10 protein-coding genes are annotated in these 16119 nt (G+C 55.7%); 6 read left to right on the top strand and 4 right to left on the bottom strand.

Features of this window, described 5'->3' with window-relative positions:
• Positions 1 to 159 precede the first annotated feature (159 nt).
• The 4 genes from O1Q74_RS00405 to bcsE all read right to left on the bottom strand — a co-directional run bounded on the left by O1Q74_RS00405 (position 160) and on the right by bcsE (position 5169).
• Complete coding sequence (locus tag O1Q74_RS00405; RefSeq protein ID WP_271875455.1) at positions 160 to 1344, bottom strand: diguanylate cyclase domain-containing protein; 1185 nt, start codon at positions 1342 to 1344, stop codon at positions 160 to 162.
• A gap of 342 nt (positions 1345 to 1686) precedes the next feature.
• Positions 1687 to 3348 carry a cellulose biosynthesis protein BcsG gene (gene bcsG / locus O1Q74_RS00400; RefSeq protein ID WP_271875453.1) on the bottom strand — a complete coding sequence of 554 codons (1662 nt, stop codon included), beginning with the start codon at positions 3346 to 3348 and terminating at the stop codon, positions 1687 to 1689.
• Between the two features lies 1 nt (position 3349).
• On the bottom strand, positions 3350 to 3568 hold the full coding sequence (gene bcsF, locus O1Q74_RS00395) for a cellulose biosynthesis protein BcsF (protein WP_271875451.1): 219 nt from the start codon (positions 3566 to 3568) through the stop codon (positions 3350 to 3352).
• A complete protein-coding gene (gene bcsE, locus O1Q74_RS00390) occupies positions 3565 to 5169 on the bottom strand; it encodes a cellulose biosynthesis protein BcsE (RefSeq protein ID WP_271875450.1) in 1605 nt (534 codons plus the stop codon). The genes bcsF and bcsE overlap by 4 nt, the downstream gene beginning before the upstream one ends.
• A gap of 340 nt (positions 5170 to 5509) precedes the next feature.
• On the opposite strand from bcsE, the gene bcsR reads away from it, so the two are divergent.
• From bcsR to bcsC, 6 genes are all read left to right on the top strand, one after another.
• Entirely contained in the window at positions 5510 to 5719 is a 210-nt protein-coding gene (bcsR, locus tag O1Q74_RS00385; RefSeq protein ID WP_271875448.1) for a cellulose biosynthesis protein BcsR, read from the top strand.
• A gap of 2 nt (positions 5720 to 5721) precedes the next feature.
• Positions 5722 to 6459 carry a cellulose biosynthesis protein BcsQ gene (gene bcsQ / locus O1Q74_RS00380; protein WP_271875446.1) on the top strand — a complete coding sequence of 246 codons (738 nt, stop codon included), beginning with the start codon at positions 5722 to 5724 and terminating at the stop codon, positions 6457 to 6459.
• Entirely contained in the window at positions 6456 to 9155 is a 2700-nt protein-coding gene (bcsA, locus tag O1Q74_RS00375; protein ID WP_271875444.1) for a UDP-forming cellulose synthase catalytic subunit, read from the top strand. The genes bcsQ and bcsA overlap by 4 nt, the downstream gene beginning before the upstream one ends.
• Positions 9156 to 9229: 74 nt before the next feature.
• Positions 9230 to 11533, top strand: coding sequence for a cellulose biosynthesis cyclic di-GMP-binding regulatory protein BcsB (gene bcsB / locus O1Q74_RS00370; RefSeq protein ID WP_271875442.1), 2304 nt, complete (start codon positions 9230 to 9232; stop codon positions 11531 to 11533).
• 6 nt (positions 11534 to 11539) lie between these two features.
• A complete protein-coding gene (gene bcsZ / locus O1Q74_RS00365; protein WP_271875441.1) occupies positions 11540 to 12655 on the top strand; it encodes a cellulose synthase complex periplasmic endoglucanase BcsZ in 1116 nt (371 codons plus the stop codon).
• A complete protein-coding gene (gene bcsC / locus O1Q74_RS00360; protein ID WP_271875439.1) occupies positions 12637 to 16116 on the top strand; it encodes a cellulose synthase complex outer membrane protein BcsC in 3480 nt (1159 codons plus the stop codon). The genes bcsZ and bcsC overlap by 19 nt, the downstream gene beginning before the upstream one ends.
• The last annotated feature ends 3 nt before the right edge of the window (positions 16117 to 16119 follow it).

Below are 16119 nucleotides of genomic sequence, written 5' to 3'. Positions count from 1 at the left end.
AAGAATTATAAAGAAACATCAATGCAATTTACTTGTAACAGATGCACATTTTTGCAGCAGAACAATCCTCTTAAAAAGCGCTCACCCCCCGTCATACGGGGAAAGTAGCGACCAGGAAACCCACCCACAAAAAGTAACATTTACGTTACCTGCAAATAATCAGGAAGACGCGGTTAGGCAATGAATGCCGTATTTCTTATCGCGCCGCGCTAGCTGCATGGCAAAACGCGCCTGAGACAACAGCAGTGCCGCCGCCTCTGGGCGAGGCTCGGTAATGGTGAGGATACCGACGCTGACAGCCCGTACAGGCTGGGAGTCCGTGGGTAAAAAAGGCGCGTTGATCGCCAGCATGACGTTTTGCGCCCAATCCTGCGCTTGTCCAGCGGATTCCAGCGTTTTCCCGATGAGAGCAAACTCATCGCAATCGAGACGCGCCAAACAGGTTGTCCCTGCCTCATGCTGTTCTTCAATCACCGCACTAAGCTGCGTAGCCAGCGTGGTCATATCGCCCTGCTTACCGGCTGAGACATCAAGCCCAAAAACCAGCAGACTGAACGGTGTCGCATCGGCCAGGCGTTGTTCGAGGCGTCGCATAAAATGCGCTTTATCCGGCAGCCCCACCCCTTCCGTTCCGGCAGCAAGAGACTGCTCCAGCAACTGTTGATTACGGTTGTAGCTGCGCACCAGCGCACCCAGCTCATCATCCTGATGCCAGGGCGGCAACGTAAGCGGGCTATGCAACATGGCATCCGGCGGGATATTTTGTAGCTCGACAATAATCCCGCGCAGCGGGTGTATCAGCAGGCGATTAATGCACCAGGTAATGGCGATTGACATAATCAACGCCAGCAGCAGATACGTCGCCAGCATGGTTGAAAAGGTGCTGACGATAAATTGATACATCCGATAGGAATCCGCCTGCAAGACCAGATGCGCCAGCGGTGCCGAATACTGCGTCTGCGGCGGGGAATAAAGCGGAATCGAAATGCGGATCGGCAGCCTGAATACCCGCGCGATCCAGTCTGGCACCGGGCGTTCTTTCGGGAAATTCGCGTGCAGCGTTTGGAAATCATCCGGCAGCAACACATCTGCCCGGCTCAGAAAGGCAACCGGTAATAAACTGTCCAGAATATTGCCTGCCCGCTGCACTTCCCCTTGCAGCACCGCATCCGTCAGCGGCTGACGCACGGAATACGCGATACTCTCCAGCTGTCTGGCATAGTCTTCACGGCGTTGATGAACAAAGTGAAAGAGCTGTATGACGATAAACAGGCTAATCGTCACCAGTGCCACGGCAGACACGGCTGTCATCTGTTTAATCGTTAATGAACGTCTGAGCCGCAAGCGCTTTCTCCGTCAACCTGATTATGTAAGACCTGAACACCCGCCCTTCGGGATAAAACAGGCAGGCAACATAAATATGAAAGCGCGCCGCGACAGGTGACACACCGCAAATAGTATAAGGCAGCTTATCGCCGCCTTAACGCTGTTTTCTACGGATATTCGGGGGATTTCATCTTAATCCTAGGCTATTCCCGGCAACCGCGGTAACGCGGCCTCAGAATAGGGTATATCCCCTGCATAAGCCAGAGGGCGGCTATTCGGTAACAGACAGAAGGTGGCGGACGCCGCCGGGAGAAGCATCGGGCAAGCTTTTCGCCTGCCCGATCGCATCACAAGATGAGGCTATTGCGGGTACGGCACCCAGTCTCCGCCATTCAGACGAATATAAGGTTTTCCCTGATATTGCATCACGATAGCGTTCTCATTTTCCGAGACCGCTTCCGTTTGTGGCAGCGCGCTCGTCAGCGTTTGCCAGTCCACGGAAGGGGCGGTGAACACTTTGCCGTCCACCATTCTCGCCACCAGTTCCGAAATCGCCAGATAGCTGCTCGGCGATGTAATCTCCAGCGCGTCGCCCTGATGCGGTGCCTGTTGACCAAACAGTTTCACACCGACGGGAATATGCGTGATACTCGGACTGGGAATATCGCGTAGCCCGGACATTTGCATCTTATCCCCGGCCAGCGCCGCACCGTGTTCCGGTACCACAATCACCATCACCTTGCGACCGGATTTTTGCAGCTCGTCAAAAAACGCATCCAACTGGTCAAACAGCATCTTCGCGCGTAGCGCATAGTCCGCTGACTGATTGGTGCTGACAAAGCGATTGCCATCATGCAGCGGAATCAGGTTAAAGAAGGTCGCGTTACGCGCCGTCGTCGCGTTATCCCGCTGGTTCAGCCAGCGATTTAACAGCTCCAGATCGTTATAAATCGGCTCGCCATCGAACGAGGTAATCTGATGGCTGATGCCCTCCTGCGACAGCATTGGGATCTGAATGTCGCCCTCTTCACGTACCTCACGCAGGTAATTGCCAAAGACGCCGGAGTGATCGAGCATCAGTTGTTCTTCAAAACCCAGCTTCACCAAATTGCTGAACAGGTAGCACTGCTGGTTCACTGGCTGGTACAAATCGGTGTGGGACTGTTGACCACAGCTTGCGCGCAGCAGGCGAATAGATGCAGGCCCACTATAAGCCGTGGCGGAATTAAACTGACGGAACAGGATGTCGAATTTCTTCCACAGCGGATGGTTTTCTAACTGCGCCACTTCCAGATCCGACCACGACAGCGAACAGATATTGATAATCAGCAGGTCAAAAGGCTGGGCATCCTGTGGTAGCGTGGTAGGGAACGCCGTGGTTCGCGCCTTTTCTCGCGAATAAAACTGATTCAGGTAAGCCGTCAAATTCGCGTTCGTTGGCGGTAATGTCGCTTCGGGCAACGCGGCATCTCCTCCCGTTGGAGACGCTGCCGCCGAGGGGGCGGCCGTCGTCGATGTTGCGGGCATCAACGACACCGCAGGCCCCGCCAGATTGACGATGTTTAGCCACGCCAGCACCGCCACGGTAAACACCGTAATACGAATCCACTGCGCGAAAAACAGGTAAGCCACGCTAATGACCACCGCCGCGCCGACCATCTGCCAGTTAATGAAGCGGTTTAACAGCTCCAGCAAGTAGGCCGCGCTAAAGCCAGCAACCTGTGTTCCCTGACTGAGAATGCTGTTGATGCCCGGCAACCAGGTATCGTGGTAAAACAACCCGATACCGAGCGGGATAGCAAAAATATGCCGCCAGCGGTGCAGCGTGACGTTGGGGATCGGGAACAGCAGAAACGCCAGAAAAACCAGATTAAGCAGAGGATGAAAATTCAGGTAGCCAAACCATAGCAGGGCAAATTTCAGCAAAAAATACAAATTCCAGGCACCGAGCCCACGCCAGTAACGCCATATGTCCTGCTGTTTTTGCGTATCATTTTGTTGAGTACGTGTTTTTTCGTCCATTTTATTTTTTAGTCTTTGCTGAAGTCGGCTTGGTTGAGACCGTTTTTGTTGAAGAAGGGCTGCGCATCCAAACGCTCGCAGGTTTCAGGTAGCGCGGCGGCAGCAGTCTGTTTTTCCAGTACTGAAGCCAATTGGGAATCATACGGTGCGCCAAATAGCCAAGCGTAAAGAAAATGACCGCACTCAATAACCCCAGTTGAACGATATCCATCAGGTTCATGAGGGTTCTCCCGGTGCGCAAGCCAGTACGTCAGGTTCTCGTAAATCAGGGTTGAGTAAATCAATCGTAATAGGCTCACGCCGAGGCGTCTGGCCGTGTGGCGCAGATTCAGTCGGCTGCAATTGAACATAATCGTTAATCTGCTGTTCCTGACCCCGCGTACCGTCCTGCGTCCAAGATTTGATTTCCGCCAGAATCTGTAAATCTTGCGACCAGACAATTCGATTACTGAACACTTCATCCACCGGCAGACGGAAGATGGATTTCAACGCGATATCCAACTCATTCAAACGGCAATTGGACAGGAACAAAAACAGGCGCCCCTGCACGATCGTGACGACATCACCAAAGCGCCGCAGCGAGCACAGCGTCAATAGCTGCGCGGCCCGCACGCCTGGGACAGGGCGCAATGCGACCAGAACGCCTTTGCTGCCTTCGGGCATGATCGTGCTATCAATCAACATCTGCACAGACTGCCGAAAGGTCTCAGGAGGCTGATAGCCTTTAATCTGTAGCGGCCGCATGGTGGTTAGCAAGACCTCGACATCGACAGGCACATGCCTGGTAAAGCGCTGCCCCTGTACGCTTTCAATCTTCGTCAGAAAACGGGATAGCGGTTCGGAATGTGAAACGATACTATTTGCGCCACATGCCAATAGCAGACGTTCGTCACTGGCACGCAGGCAAGGCTTCATTTCACGCACCACAATCTTCAGCAATTCACCGCGTTGGCGACGCAAGCTATGAACCTGTTTGACGAGCATCTCCACCTGGCTGGTTTGATTGAGCGCAAAAACGAGGGTCGCCGAATGGGTCAGCATGCCGGTTTGTACCAACATGGCGTTGTCGTCCAACAGTTGCCAGTTTTCTGACAGCGCAGGCGCGCCTTCCATCACGCTCTTTTCCATCAGGAACAGCCCATCGTCATCCCGAGACGGCGTGAGAACGGGCTCCTCTTCCTTCAGCATGTGCCATCCGTCATTGCCAGATTGCAGCATTTGTACCTTATTCGCCCGTACGCCTCTTTCCGTTGCCCACCATGACACCATATACTGGGCGCGATCCTGTTGCCATTGCAGGCTGGCTAAACCGTAGAGCCCGCGATGTTGGGAAATCAGCATATTCCTCAGGCGGGTGACGCCGCTGCTATGGCCGATAACCACCAGTGTACACTGGCGCTGATGTAGCCATGCCGCCGTGTCATTCACCCAGCGTTGAAGCCTTTCCGGCGAAATATCCCGCCACAGGCTAGCCAGTGCATAAAGCACCAGAAGGCGATTTTTAGGGCGTAATGCGCGCATTAACTCATTGGTTAAATTCAGCAACGCGGCTTTATTTTCCGGCAAAACATAGCAAGATAACTGTTTTGTTTTGGTATCATTTATCTCATTGGAAAATAGCTCTGTCAGCAGCGAATCGGATCGCTCCCCACAGCCTATTAACGTCACTCTCGCGTCATTATTCTGGCCATGTATGACTTGCTGGCAAAATAATGCGGCATCAACCCTTCTATCAATATTTACCCAATAAAAGCCAGCCTGCTGGAGCGTGGCCAGCTCATCCGAAAGGTCAAAAATACCTAATGAAAAGTTCTGCTTCATAGACTGGTTTCTTTTCCGTTAATGACGGCATTTCACCTTAAATATACAGTCAAAATAAACTCTAGCATCCCCTTGAGGGATCACAACTGTACACGATGAGTTATTCCTATCGGTTGATAAATTACCCGTTACTATTATTTTTACCTATTCACAGTATAATCATCAATTCATTGCTATAGTGAATTGGCATCCCTGACTCCTCATTAAAGACAGCAGAGGCGTAAACCTTTACCTGCCAGACTGTCTGTTATGGGTGCCAAAAGCAGCATCACATCTGCCATTCAGATGTTTCCCTTTATCGTTCTCAATGATAATGGATAGCCTATTTCAGAGGCATGGGATGAATAACGGACCAACTTGTAGAAATGCCAGCGCACGCGCCGATTTAACCGAGAATGCAAGAGCCGATGACGATCTACGGGTTCTCAGTCAGGCCTTTTCTTTACCTGAAATAAATTATATCGACATCGCCCGTCAGGCGCGACTGAGCCAAATGATGGCTCGCTGGCCGCTGCTGGATGAATTAAAAGAATCGGCCGGGAGCGACTGACGATGCCCGTGATTGCATTGCAGGGGATCCGCGGCGGTGTGGGCACCACCTCGATAGCGGCCGCACTGGGCTGGGCCTTCCAGCGGCTAGGCGAATCCGCGCTGGTGATTGATTTCTCGCCGGACAATTTGCTGCGCATTCACTTTAATATGCCGTTTGAGCAGCGCCGCGGCTGGGCGCGGGCGGAAGCCGACGGCGCGCCGTGGCAAACCGGCGCGATGCAATATCTGCCCGGACTGGATTTTCTGCCGTTTGGTCGCCTGAACACGCAGGAAGTCGCCACGCTCCAACAGCATTACCAGCAGCACCCCGCGATCTGGCAAAAAAATCTGGCACAAATCAGCACGGCAGGCCGCCACCGCTGGATACTGATCGATGTGCCAGCAGACAATAGCCCGCTCACACGGCAGGCGTTAGCCACCGCGAATACCGTGTTTCAGGTGACGGTGGCAGATGCCAACTGCCATTCACGCTTACATCAGCAGGTATTACCGCGTCAGTGTCATTTTCTGGTGAATCAATTTTCCACGCTCAGCACACTCCAGCAGGATTTACACCAGCTTTGGCTGCACACGCTTTCACACCTGTTGCCACTGGTGGTACACCGCGACGAAGCTCTGGCAGAATCACTGATGCTAAAACAGCCTTTGGGTGAATGCCGCCCAGACAGCGTAGCAGCGGAAGAGATCATGACGCTGGCAAACTGGTGCCTGATTCACGTTAAGGAAAGCGGCGTATGAGCGGGATCCTGCGCTTCTTTCTTGTCCCCCCGGCCAGACAGATGATACAGCAGCGCTACCGCAGCTATCGTCAGCAAGGTGCTTCCGCCTTTGCCGCCTTTTTCACCACACTGTTTGCGATACTTGGCTGGATCGTCCTGCGGCTGGAGTCTGAGGGGTGGCAACAGATTCGCGCGCAGCGAACCTACTGGTTCCCACATATTTCGCCTCAACGCCCGCGTCCGGCTGATATGCTTCGCTACCTGACGCAGGGGCTTTGGCTGCTGACCATCAAAAACGGCCAGTTGCCGACATCACGCCGCAATGTCTTCTCCACGCTACCGCGCTGGCGGCAGCGCTACATGAACGTACAACAATCGCTGTTCGCCCACTTTAACCACACCAATGCTGACGATCGCGAAGACAGTAAGCCAGGAACTGCCAGAGCGAATCGCGTCCAACGGCTAGTCACGGTCGTGCTGAGCCTGTTGTGTGCGGCGCTGGGGCTACTGTGCATCACGCAGCCGTTTGATTTGTTATCGCAGTTTATCTTCATGACGCTGCTGTGGAGCATCGCCATGCTCGTGCGTAACATGCCGGGACGCATGCCGACGCTCATGATGATCGCCCTTTCTTTCACCGTCTCCTGCCGTTACTTATGGTGGCGCTACACCGAAACACTGAACTGGGACGACCCCCTCAGCCTGGCGTGTGGTATGGTACTGCTGGCGGCGGAAACCTATGCCTGGGTCGTATTGGTTCTGGGCTATTTTCAGACGATCTGGCCGCTGAACCGCCCCCCTGTTTCACTGCCGGAAGACAGCAAAACGTGGCCGACCGTCGATCTGATGATCCCTACCTACAATGAGCCGCTAAGCGTTGTGAAACCGACGGTGTATGCCGCGCTGGGCATCGATTGGCCGAAAGATAAGCTCAATATCTATATTCTGGATGATGGGGGGAGAGACGAATTTAAAGACTTCGCCAGAGAAGTCGGCGTCCATTACATCGCTCGCGTCACACACGAACATGCCAAAGCCGGGAACATCAACAATGCGCTGAAACAGGCAACAGGCGAATTCGTCGCCATTTTCGACTGCGACCACGTCCCGACCCGCTCTTTCCTGCAATTAACCATGGGTTGGTTTTTCAAAGACAAAAAGCTGGCGATGCTGCAAACGCCGCACCATTTCTTCTCACCCGACCCGTTCGAACGCAATTTGGGCCGCTTCCGGCGTACGCCCAATGAAGGCACGCTGTTCTACGGTCTGGTACAGGACGGTAACGACATGTGGGATGCCACATTCTTCTGCGGCTCCTGCGCCATTCTGCGGCGTAAACCGCTGGATGAGATTGGCGGTATTGCAGTCGAAACGGTCACGGAGGATGCACATACCTCACTGCGCCTGCATCGTCGTGGATACAGCTCAGCATACATCCGCATTCCGCAAGCTGCGGGGCTGGCAACCGAGAGCCTCTCCGCTCACATCGGCCAACGCATTCGCTGGGCGCGCGGTATGGTACAAATCTTCCGGTTGGATAACCCGATGTTTGGCAAAGGGTTGAAACTGGGGCAACGGCTGTGCTATGCCAACGCCATGATGCACTTTCTGTCCGGTATTCCCCGGCTGATCTTTCTGACAGCACCGCTGGCATTTCTGCTGCTGCACGCTTATATCATTTTCGCCCCGGCGTTGGCCATCGCGCTCTACGTGCTGCCGCACATGGCGCACTCCAGCCTGACCAACTCACGCATTCAGGGTCGCTACCGCCACTCGTTCTGGAGTGAGATCTATGAAACTGTGCTGGCGTGGTACATCGCCCGCCCGACTACCGTTGCGCTGTTTAACCCGCACAAAGGGAAATTCAACGTAACGGCCAAAGGCGGGCTGGTTGAAGAACAGCACGTTGACTGGGTGATCACGCGGCCTTATCTGGCACTGGTGCTGCTGAATATCGCTGGCGTGGCATATGGCATCTGGCGTCTGATTTACGGGCCGCCCGAAGAGATCATGACGGTGATCATCAGCCTGCTCTGGGTCGCGTACAACATGACCATTTTAGGGGGAGCTGTCGCAGTTGCAGTGGAGGCTAAACAGGTTCGTCAGGCGCATCGTGTAGAGATGTCGATGCCCGCCGCGCTGTTGCGCGCTGATGGCCATCTTTTCCCCTGCGTCCTGCGCGACTATTCCGATGGAGGTGTCGGTGTTGAAGCCCGTGAATCAGGCATTCTTCAGGTGGGGGATAACGTCTCGCTGTTGCTCAAACGTGGCCAGCAGGAGTACGCCTTCCCTTTCAGCGTCACCCGCACGTTCGACAACAAGATTGGCCTGCGCATGATTAACCTGACCATCTGCCAGCATATTGATTTCATTCAGTGTACCTTTGCCCGCGCCGATACCTGGGCACTCTGGCAAGACAGCTTTCCGCAGGATAAACCGGTCGAAAGTCTGGTTGATGTACTGTCCCTCGGCTTTCGCGGCTACCTGCGTCTGGCGGATTACGCGCCGCCCGTTATACGCAACATTATTCTGTCCTTCCTCAACATCGTGGTCTGGGTTGTGTCATTCATCCCACGCTATGTAGGAAAACGCACCGAACCAGACCAACCGGGCGCTGCGCTGCCAGAAAAAGCCATTCATCAGGGCAAGACGTCGTTTGCCCATGAAACGCGATTTACACAAGAGAACCTGTTTGAAAAAAAGACAGTGGCTTGATTGCCATTCACAGACCGTGATCAACGGTCTTTCTCACGACAACGAGAAAGGCCCTTAACATTGATGATGACACAATGACGAAAAAAATAATCTGGTTCACCGCATTGGCTTTAGGCGTCAGCTCATTATCTCAGGCTGTCACCGCGCCGTATGCACCAACACCGGCCACGGGGGACGCAACCCAGCCGCTTGCGACGGCGATGCCGGCGAGTCCTCCGGCGCAGCCGTCAACCCCTGCCGCCGTGCGCAACGTGATGCTGCCTTTTGCGCAGATTGCACCAGCCCCAGGTGCCTTTGCATTACGCGGCGTCGACCCCAACGGGCAAATTGAGTTCGGCGTTCGCAGCGACGAGGTGGTCACACAGGCTTCTCTCGATCTCGAATTTACCCCGTCACCGGCGCTAATCCCCACCGAGTCGCATATCAAAGTTTATCTGAACAATGAGCTAATGGGCGTTACGCCACTTGGCAAAGAGCAGATGGGGAAATCCAACCGCGTCCGTATTCCTATCGATCCGCGCTACATCACGGACTTTAACCGCCTGCAACTGGTGTTCGTCGGTCATTATCAGAACATCTGTGAAAATCCGGCCAGTACCAGCCTGTGGCTGGATGTCAGTAAAGCCAGCACGCTCAACCTGCAATTCCAGAAGCTGACGCTGAAAGACGATCTGTCGCCGTTCCCTGCACCGTTTTTTGACAGTCGTGATACCCGCCCACTGACGCTGCCCATCGTCTTTGCTGGCCAGCCGGATCTCGTGCAACAACGTGCCGCCGCGATGCTCGCTTCCTGGTTTGGCAGCAAAGCACAATGGCGCGGACAGTCCTTCCCTGCACTCTTCAATCAGTTGCCGGATCGCCACGGCATTGTGTTTGCCACAAACGATAAGCGACCAGATTTCCTGCGCGATACGCCTGCCGTGAACGGGCCAACGGTCTCTATCATCAGCCACCCCAGCGATCCGCACATCAAGCTGTTGCTGATTCAGGGACGTGATGACAATGAGCTGCTCACCGCCGTACAAGGTATCGCTCAGGGGAACACGCTGTTCCGTGGGCAAAGCGTTACTATCGATAAGGTGGAACAGCTTGCGCCACGCCAGCCGTATGATGCGCCAAACTGGGTTCGCACCGACCGCCCGATGACCTTCGCCGAGCTTCAGCAATATAACGAACAACTGCAAACTGATGGCATCGTGCCCCGACCGATTTCACTGACCATGAACCTGCCGCCCGACCTGTTCCTGATCCGCAGTCAGGGCATCGATATGCGCCTGAAATACCGCTACACCGCGCCACAGATTCAGGATGGTTCGCGTCTAAGCATCAACCTGAACAACCAGTTTGTGCAGGCCTTCTCGCTGGCACCGGAGCACGAACAGAATGCCCTATTAATGCGCCTGCAGCTAACACAGGGGCTATGGGATTCCGACAAGAGCCTATCCATTCCGGCATTGAAACTGGGCACCACCAACCAGTTACGCTTTGACTTCAACTACACCACGCTGCTCTCCAGCGGCACCGCCGACCGCTGTGAAACTTATACGCCAGTCGTGAATCACGCCATTATCGACAGCAACTCGACGATTAATTTCTCTGGCTACCGCCACTTTATGGCGATGCCCGATCTTCGCGCCTTTGCCAATGCTGGCTATCCGTTCAGCCGATTGGCTGACCTGTCACAAACGCTGGTACTGGTGAACAAGCAGCCACAGCCGGCTCAGGTCAGCGCCATGCTGAACGCCATTGGTAACATTGGGGCGCAAACCGGCTACCCGGCATTGGCGGTACAGCTCAGCGATGACTGGACGCAAATCGACAAGCAGGACAGCGATATTCTGATGATCGGCGCTATCCCGCCAGCGCTGCACGATGACAGCAAAATCAACCTGCTGGTCGAGCAAACGCAAAGCTGGATCAAGCAACCGACGCGCCAGAGCGCTGTCCCGGATACGGGGTCGCCCGAATCTGATGCGAAGCCAGACAGCAAAACCACCGTCAGCAGTAACGGGGCGATGTCGGCCATTATCGGCTTCCAGTCTCCGTATCACGATCAGCGTAGCGTTGTCGCGCTGCTGGCCGATAGCCCACGGGGCTATACGCTACTCAATAACGCGCTGATCGACAGCGAAAAAAGAGCGTCGCTGTTCGGCTCCGTTTCCATCATCCGCGAATCGGGCATCAATAATCTCCGCGTCGGGGACATGTATTACATTGGCCACCTGCCGTGGTGGGAACGCATCTGGCACGCTCTGGCGCAGCATCCCGTCTGGCTGGCCATCATATCGACCCTTACCGTCATTATTGTTGCCTGGCTGTTGTGGCGTGGCCTGAAATTCTTCAGTCGCCGTCGCTTATCGCCGGATGAAAGGGGCTAACGCACCATGCCACGCGTGCTGCGCTACCTGATCCCCACGCTACTATGGCTATGGACTTCCCTGGTCACTGCCGCCGTCTGCAACTGGCCAGACTGGGAGCAGTACAAGCAGCATTACATCAGCGCGGAAGGACGGGTGATTGATACCTCCACACCCAACAAAATCACCACGTCCGAAGGGCAAAGCTACGCCATGTTCTTTGCGCTGGTCGCCAACGATCGCGTGATGTTTGATCGGCTGTTGCAATGGACGGAAAACAACCTGTCCGCAGGTGATTTAAGCGCGCATCTGCCCGCCTGGCTGTGGGGAGAGAGTAAGGATAAACAGTGGACGGTGCTGGATCCGAACTCGGCTTCCGATGCCGACCTGTGGATTGCCTATAGCCTGCTTGAAGCTAGTCGCCTGTGGCAAGAAACACGCTATCAGACAGTCGGTACTGCGCTGCTCGCCCGCATCGCCAAGGAAGAAGTCGTGCATATTCCTGGGCTAGGCGTGATGTTGCTGCCCGGCAAAGTGGGATTCGCAGAAGAAGAGCGCTGGCGCGTAAACCCCAGCTACCTTCCGCCACAACTGCTGGCTCGATTTGCGCCGCTGGGTGAAACGTGGAAAGCCATGCAGCGCACCACACAACGTCTGCTGTTGGAAACTGCGCCGAAAGGATTCTCGCCGGATTGGGTCATCTGGCAAAAAGATAAGGGGTGGCAGCCCGATACCACTAAACCCAACGTCGGCAGCTACGACGCCATCCGCGTCTATCTGTGGGTAGGGATGATGGCCGACAGCAGCAGAGGAAAAACCGATCTGGTCAAACAGTTTCAGCCGATGATTCAGCAGACCATCCAGCAAGGTCTACCGCCCGAAAAAACGGATACCGCGACAGGTGCCGTCATCGGACAGGGATCGGTCGGGTTTTCCGCCTCACTGCTGCCGATGCTCTCCCGTCAACCGGACGCGCTGGCGGCCCAGCGACAACGGCTCGCCGACAATCCACCGGGGGACGATGCGTATTTCTCCGCCTCTCTGACGCTCTTTGGTCAGGGATGGGATCAGAAACGCTATCGCTTCACTTCACAAGGTCAACTTTTACCGTCTCGGGGCAGCCAATGCACAACAACACCGTAAACTGGCTGCGCCTCCTCCCGTTATTGCTGGTTGCTGCGCCGCAGGCCTACAGCGCGGAAACCGCGTCGCCAGAGCAATTTCTGATGGAACAGGTGCGTCTGGGGGAAGCCAGCAACAAAGACGATCTCGTGCGCCAGTCACTTTACCGGCTGGAGCTGATCAACCCAGATAGTCCCGACGTTATCGCGGCCAAACTGCGGCTGGCTCTGCGTCAAGGCGATCAAGCACAGGCACGCCAGCAGTTGGACAAGCTGAAGGCCGTGGCTCCCAATGCTGCCGTTTATCGACAGGCAGAGATGACGCTGGCGCTGACACAGGAAACCGCACGTCAACAGTTGCAGCAGGCGCAGTTGCTGTCTACCGCCGGGCGCTACGCAGAAGCCAAAGCGCAGTACGACGCGCTTTTTCACGGCGAGCCGCCAACGCTCGAACTCGCCGTGGAGTATTGGCGAGTGGTTTCCCGTTTGCCCGACCAGCAGCCTCGGGCGATTAAACAACTGGAAACGTTAGATCAGGCCTATCCGAACAATGTGCCGCTTCGCATGGCGCTAGCACGGCTATTGTTTAGCCAGAATCGCAATGAGCAAGCCTATCCCTTGCTGAGGCAGCTTTCTAATGACTCTGTCGGGCGCAGTCAGGCCGCATCGCTATGGCTGGAAATTATTAGCCGGATGCTGGTCACGCCACAAAGTGTGGCTGAACTAAACCGATTTCTAAGCGTGTTTGATGAAGGCGAGCAAGCAGAGACAGCGCGTAACATACTTAGCCGCCAGCAGAAAATATTAGCCGACCCCGTTTATCAAGGACGGCTGCACGCGCTGGCGCAGATTGAAGATGGCGGCGGTAACAGCGCCACACTCAATAAGCTGAACAAAGCGCTGACCGCTACGCCAAATGACCCTGAATTGATCGGCGCAATAGGTCTGGTTTACCTGCGCGCGGGCGATCGAGCAAAAGCGCTGGCACAGTTTCAGAAGGCATTGCAGGCGGATGTTAATCGCCTGAACAGCGGCAAATGGGAAGGGCTGATTCAAAGCACGCAGTATTGGACCACGATTGCGGAAGGCGATAATGCGCTAAAAACCAATAATTTACCGCTGGCACAGCAGAAATATCAGCAGGCGCGTCAGATGGATAACACCAATCCCTATGCGCTGATTGGTCTGGGTGATGTCGCCGTTGCCAGCCCAAACGATGCCGTCGCCTTGCCGCTCTATCAGCAGGCTTTACGCCTTGAACCCGGCAACGACAACGCCTTACGCGGTCTGGTCGGTATTTATCAACGGCAGTCGCCGGAGAAAGCGCTCGCTTACCTCAACGGCCTGCCACGTAGCCAGCAGAACGCAATGCGGGAGACACTTGCCGCACTGCAACTCGATATCCTGAAACAGCAGGCGGACCGACTTGCAGAGCAGCAGCAGTGGACGCAGGCGGAGGAAAAATATCGTCAGGCGAACCAGCAGGATCCAAACGATGTGTGGCTGGCCTATCACTATGCCCAGACGCTGCGCCAGTTGGGACAAACGCAGCAGGCGGACCGCGTGGTACAACGCGCAACTGCCGTGCCATCGGCCAGCGCGGAGAAAAACTACGTTTACTCACTTTACCTGTCATCCACCAATCGCGACGAACAAGCGCTCACTCACCTGAATACGCTGCCCACGGCACAGTGGAACGACGACATGCGTGATTTATCCCGGCGCCTGACGATGCAGACCCGGCTTGCAAAAGCGGAAGCGATGCGCGATGCAGGCAACGAACCCGCCGCCATTGCTTTCCTGCGCCAGCAACCATCTGACACCCGTATCGATCTCCTGCTGGCAGACTGGGCGCTGGCACGGGGTGAATATGCAACGGCGCTGGCGGATTATCAACGCATCCGCACACGAGAACCACAGAACCCCGAGGCACAGTTGGGTGAGATCGATGCGTTTATCGCGCAGGGTCGGCAAGATGAGGCGCGCCAGCGTCTGAACCAGCTCCCCGCACAGGCAGCGGACACCCTCAACGCACAGCGGCGCGTCGCCAACGCTTGGCAAGCGGTAGGCAATCCGCAAAAATCGACGGCGCTTTTCCGCCAGCTAAAAATCGATGCGCAAAAAGCGCCCGTCGGTCAGACCAAGGCTCTAGTCTATCGCGATGCGGCACGCGTTGAGCAGCAGCAGTCTCAGCCGGAACAGGCGCAGCAGGACTATAAGCAGGCGATGGTCGCCAGCGGCATCACGCCTACGCTGTCGCAAACCGACGATGACTATACCCGGCTGACGCGCAATCATGCAGGAGACGACTGGCTGCAACGCGGCATCCGCGCCGAGGCGGCGGATCGGTATCGTCAGCAGGATCTTACCGTCACCCTTGACCACGATTACTGGCGTTCGAGCGGCACCGGCGGGATTTCCGATCTAAGCGCCCACGACACCATGTTGCAGATAGACATGCCGCTGTACGACGGCCGCGCCTTCTTCCGCACCGATACCATGCAGATGAACGCCGGTTCCTTCTCAACGGGCAGCAACGGTGCCTACCGGGAAACCTTCGGAACCTGTGCCGCACAGGACTGCTTCAGCGGTAAATCGCAGAAAACGACCGGCACCAGCGTCGCCGCAGGCTGGAAGAACGATCGCTGGTCAGCGGATATCGGCACCACGCCGCTCGGCTTCGACGTGGTCGATATTGTCGGGGGCGCAAGCTACAGCGGTGACTGGCGGCAAATCGGCTGGACTGCGACGGCCTCGCGCCGCCCCATCTCCAGCTCGTTGCTGGCATTCGGCGGCACTAAAGACCCTGGCACCGGCATTACCTGGGGTGGCGTGCGCGCGACAGGCGTCAGCCTTGGGTTGAGCTACGACCGGGGCGAAGCGCACGGTGTCTGGAGTGATTTCAGCGTCCACCAAATCACCGGTAAAAACGTGGCCGATAATGACCGCGCTCGTGCTATGGCGGGGTATTACTACAAGCTGATTAACGAGGATAACCGACGCGTCACGGTCGGCCTGAACAGCATGTGGTGGCGCTACCAGAAGGATCTCAGCGGTTACTCACTCGGTCAGGGCGGTTACTACAGCCCACAGCAATATTTTTCGCTGGGTGTGCCGGTGAACTATCGACAGAGGACGGAAAACTGGTCATGGGAGCTCGGCGGATCGCTGTCGTGGTCCCATTCGTCAACGAAAAACCAGCGTCGCTACCCACTGGTTGGCCTTCTGGGTAACGCCGCACTCACCGACAGAGACAACATTGAGCAAGGCAGCAGCAGTTCCGGCTTCGGCTATACGGCGCGTGCCGTCGTCGAACGCCGCCTCAGCTCACACTGGACGCTAGGTGTCGGTATCGACATTCAACAGGCGAAGGACTACACCCCAAGCCACGGCCTCATCTATTTGCGCTACTCCGCTTCCGGCTGGCAAGGCGATCTCGACAGCCCGCCACAACCGCTTACGCCGTACGCGGACTTTAAGTAATCC

This window comes from Pectobacterium sp. A5351 (genome assembly GCF_028335745.1).
Taxonomy (GTDB): Bacteria; Pseudomonadota; Gammaproteobacteria; order Enterobacterales; family Enterobacteriaceae; genus Pectobacterium.
The sequence above is the reverse complement of the archived record's forward strand: the minus strand, read 5'-3'. Positions and strand labels throughout refer to the sequence as shown.

What these genes read in the sequence shown, in the direction of transcription:
- bcsG (WP_271875453.1), bottom strand. Translation starts at nt 3,348, where the DNA reads ATGGACGAAAAAACACGTACTCAACAAAATGATACGCAAAAACAGCAG.
- bcsF (WP_271875451.1), bottom strand. Translation starts at nt 3,568, where the DNA reads ATGAACCTGATGGATATCGTTCAACTGGGGTTATTGAGTGCGGTCATT.
- bcsE (WP_271875450.1), bottom strand. Translation starts at nt 5,169, where the DNA reads ATGAAGCAGAACTTTTCATTAGGTATTTTTGACCTTTCGGATGAGCTG.
- bcsR (WP_271875448.1), top strand. Translation starts at nt 5,510, where the DNA reads ATGAATAACGGACCAACTTGTAGAAATGCCAGCGCACGCGCCGATTTA.
- bcsQ (WP_271875446.1), top strand. Translation starts at nt 5,722, where the DNA reads ATGCCCGTGATTGCATTGCAGGGGATCCGCGGCGGTGTGGGCACCACC.
- bcsA (WP_271875444.1), top strand. Translation starts at nt 6,456, where the DNA reads ATGAGCGGGATCCTGCGCTTCTTTCTTGTCCCCCCGGCCAGACAGATG.
- bcsB (WP_271875442.1), top strand. Translation starts at nt 9,230, where the DNA reads ATGACGAAAAAAATAATCTGGTTCACCGCATTGGCTTTAGGCGTCAGC.
- bcsZ (WP_271875441.1), top strand. Translation starts at nt 11,540, where the DNA reads ATGCCACGCGTGCTGCGCTACCTGATCCCCACGCTACTATGGCTATGG.
- bcsC (WP_271875439.1), top strand. Translation starts at nt 12,637, where the DNA reads ATGCACAACAACACCGTAAACTGGCTGCGCCTCCTCCCGTTATTGCTG.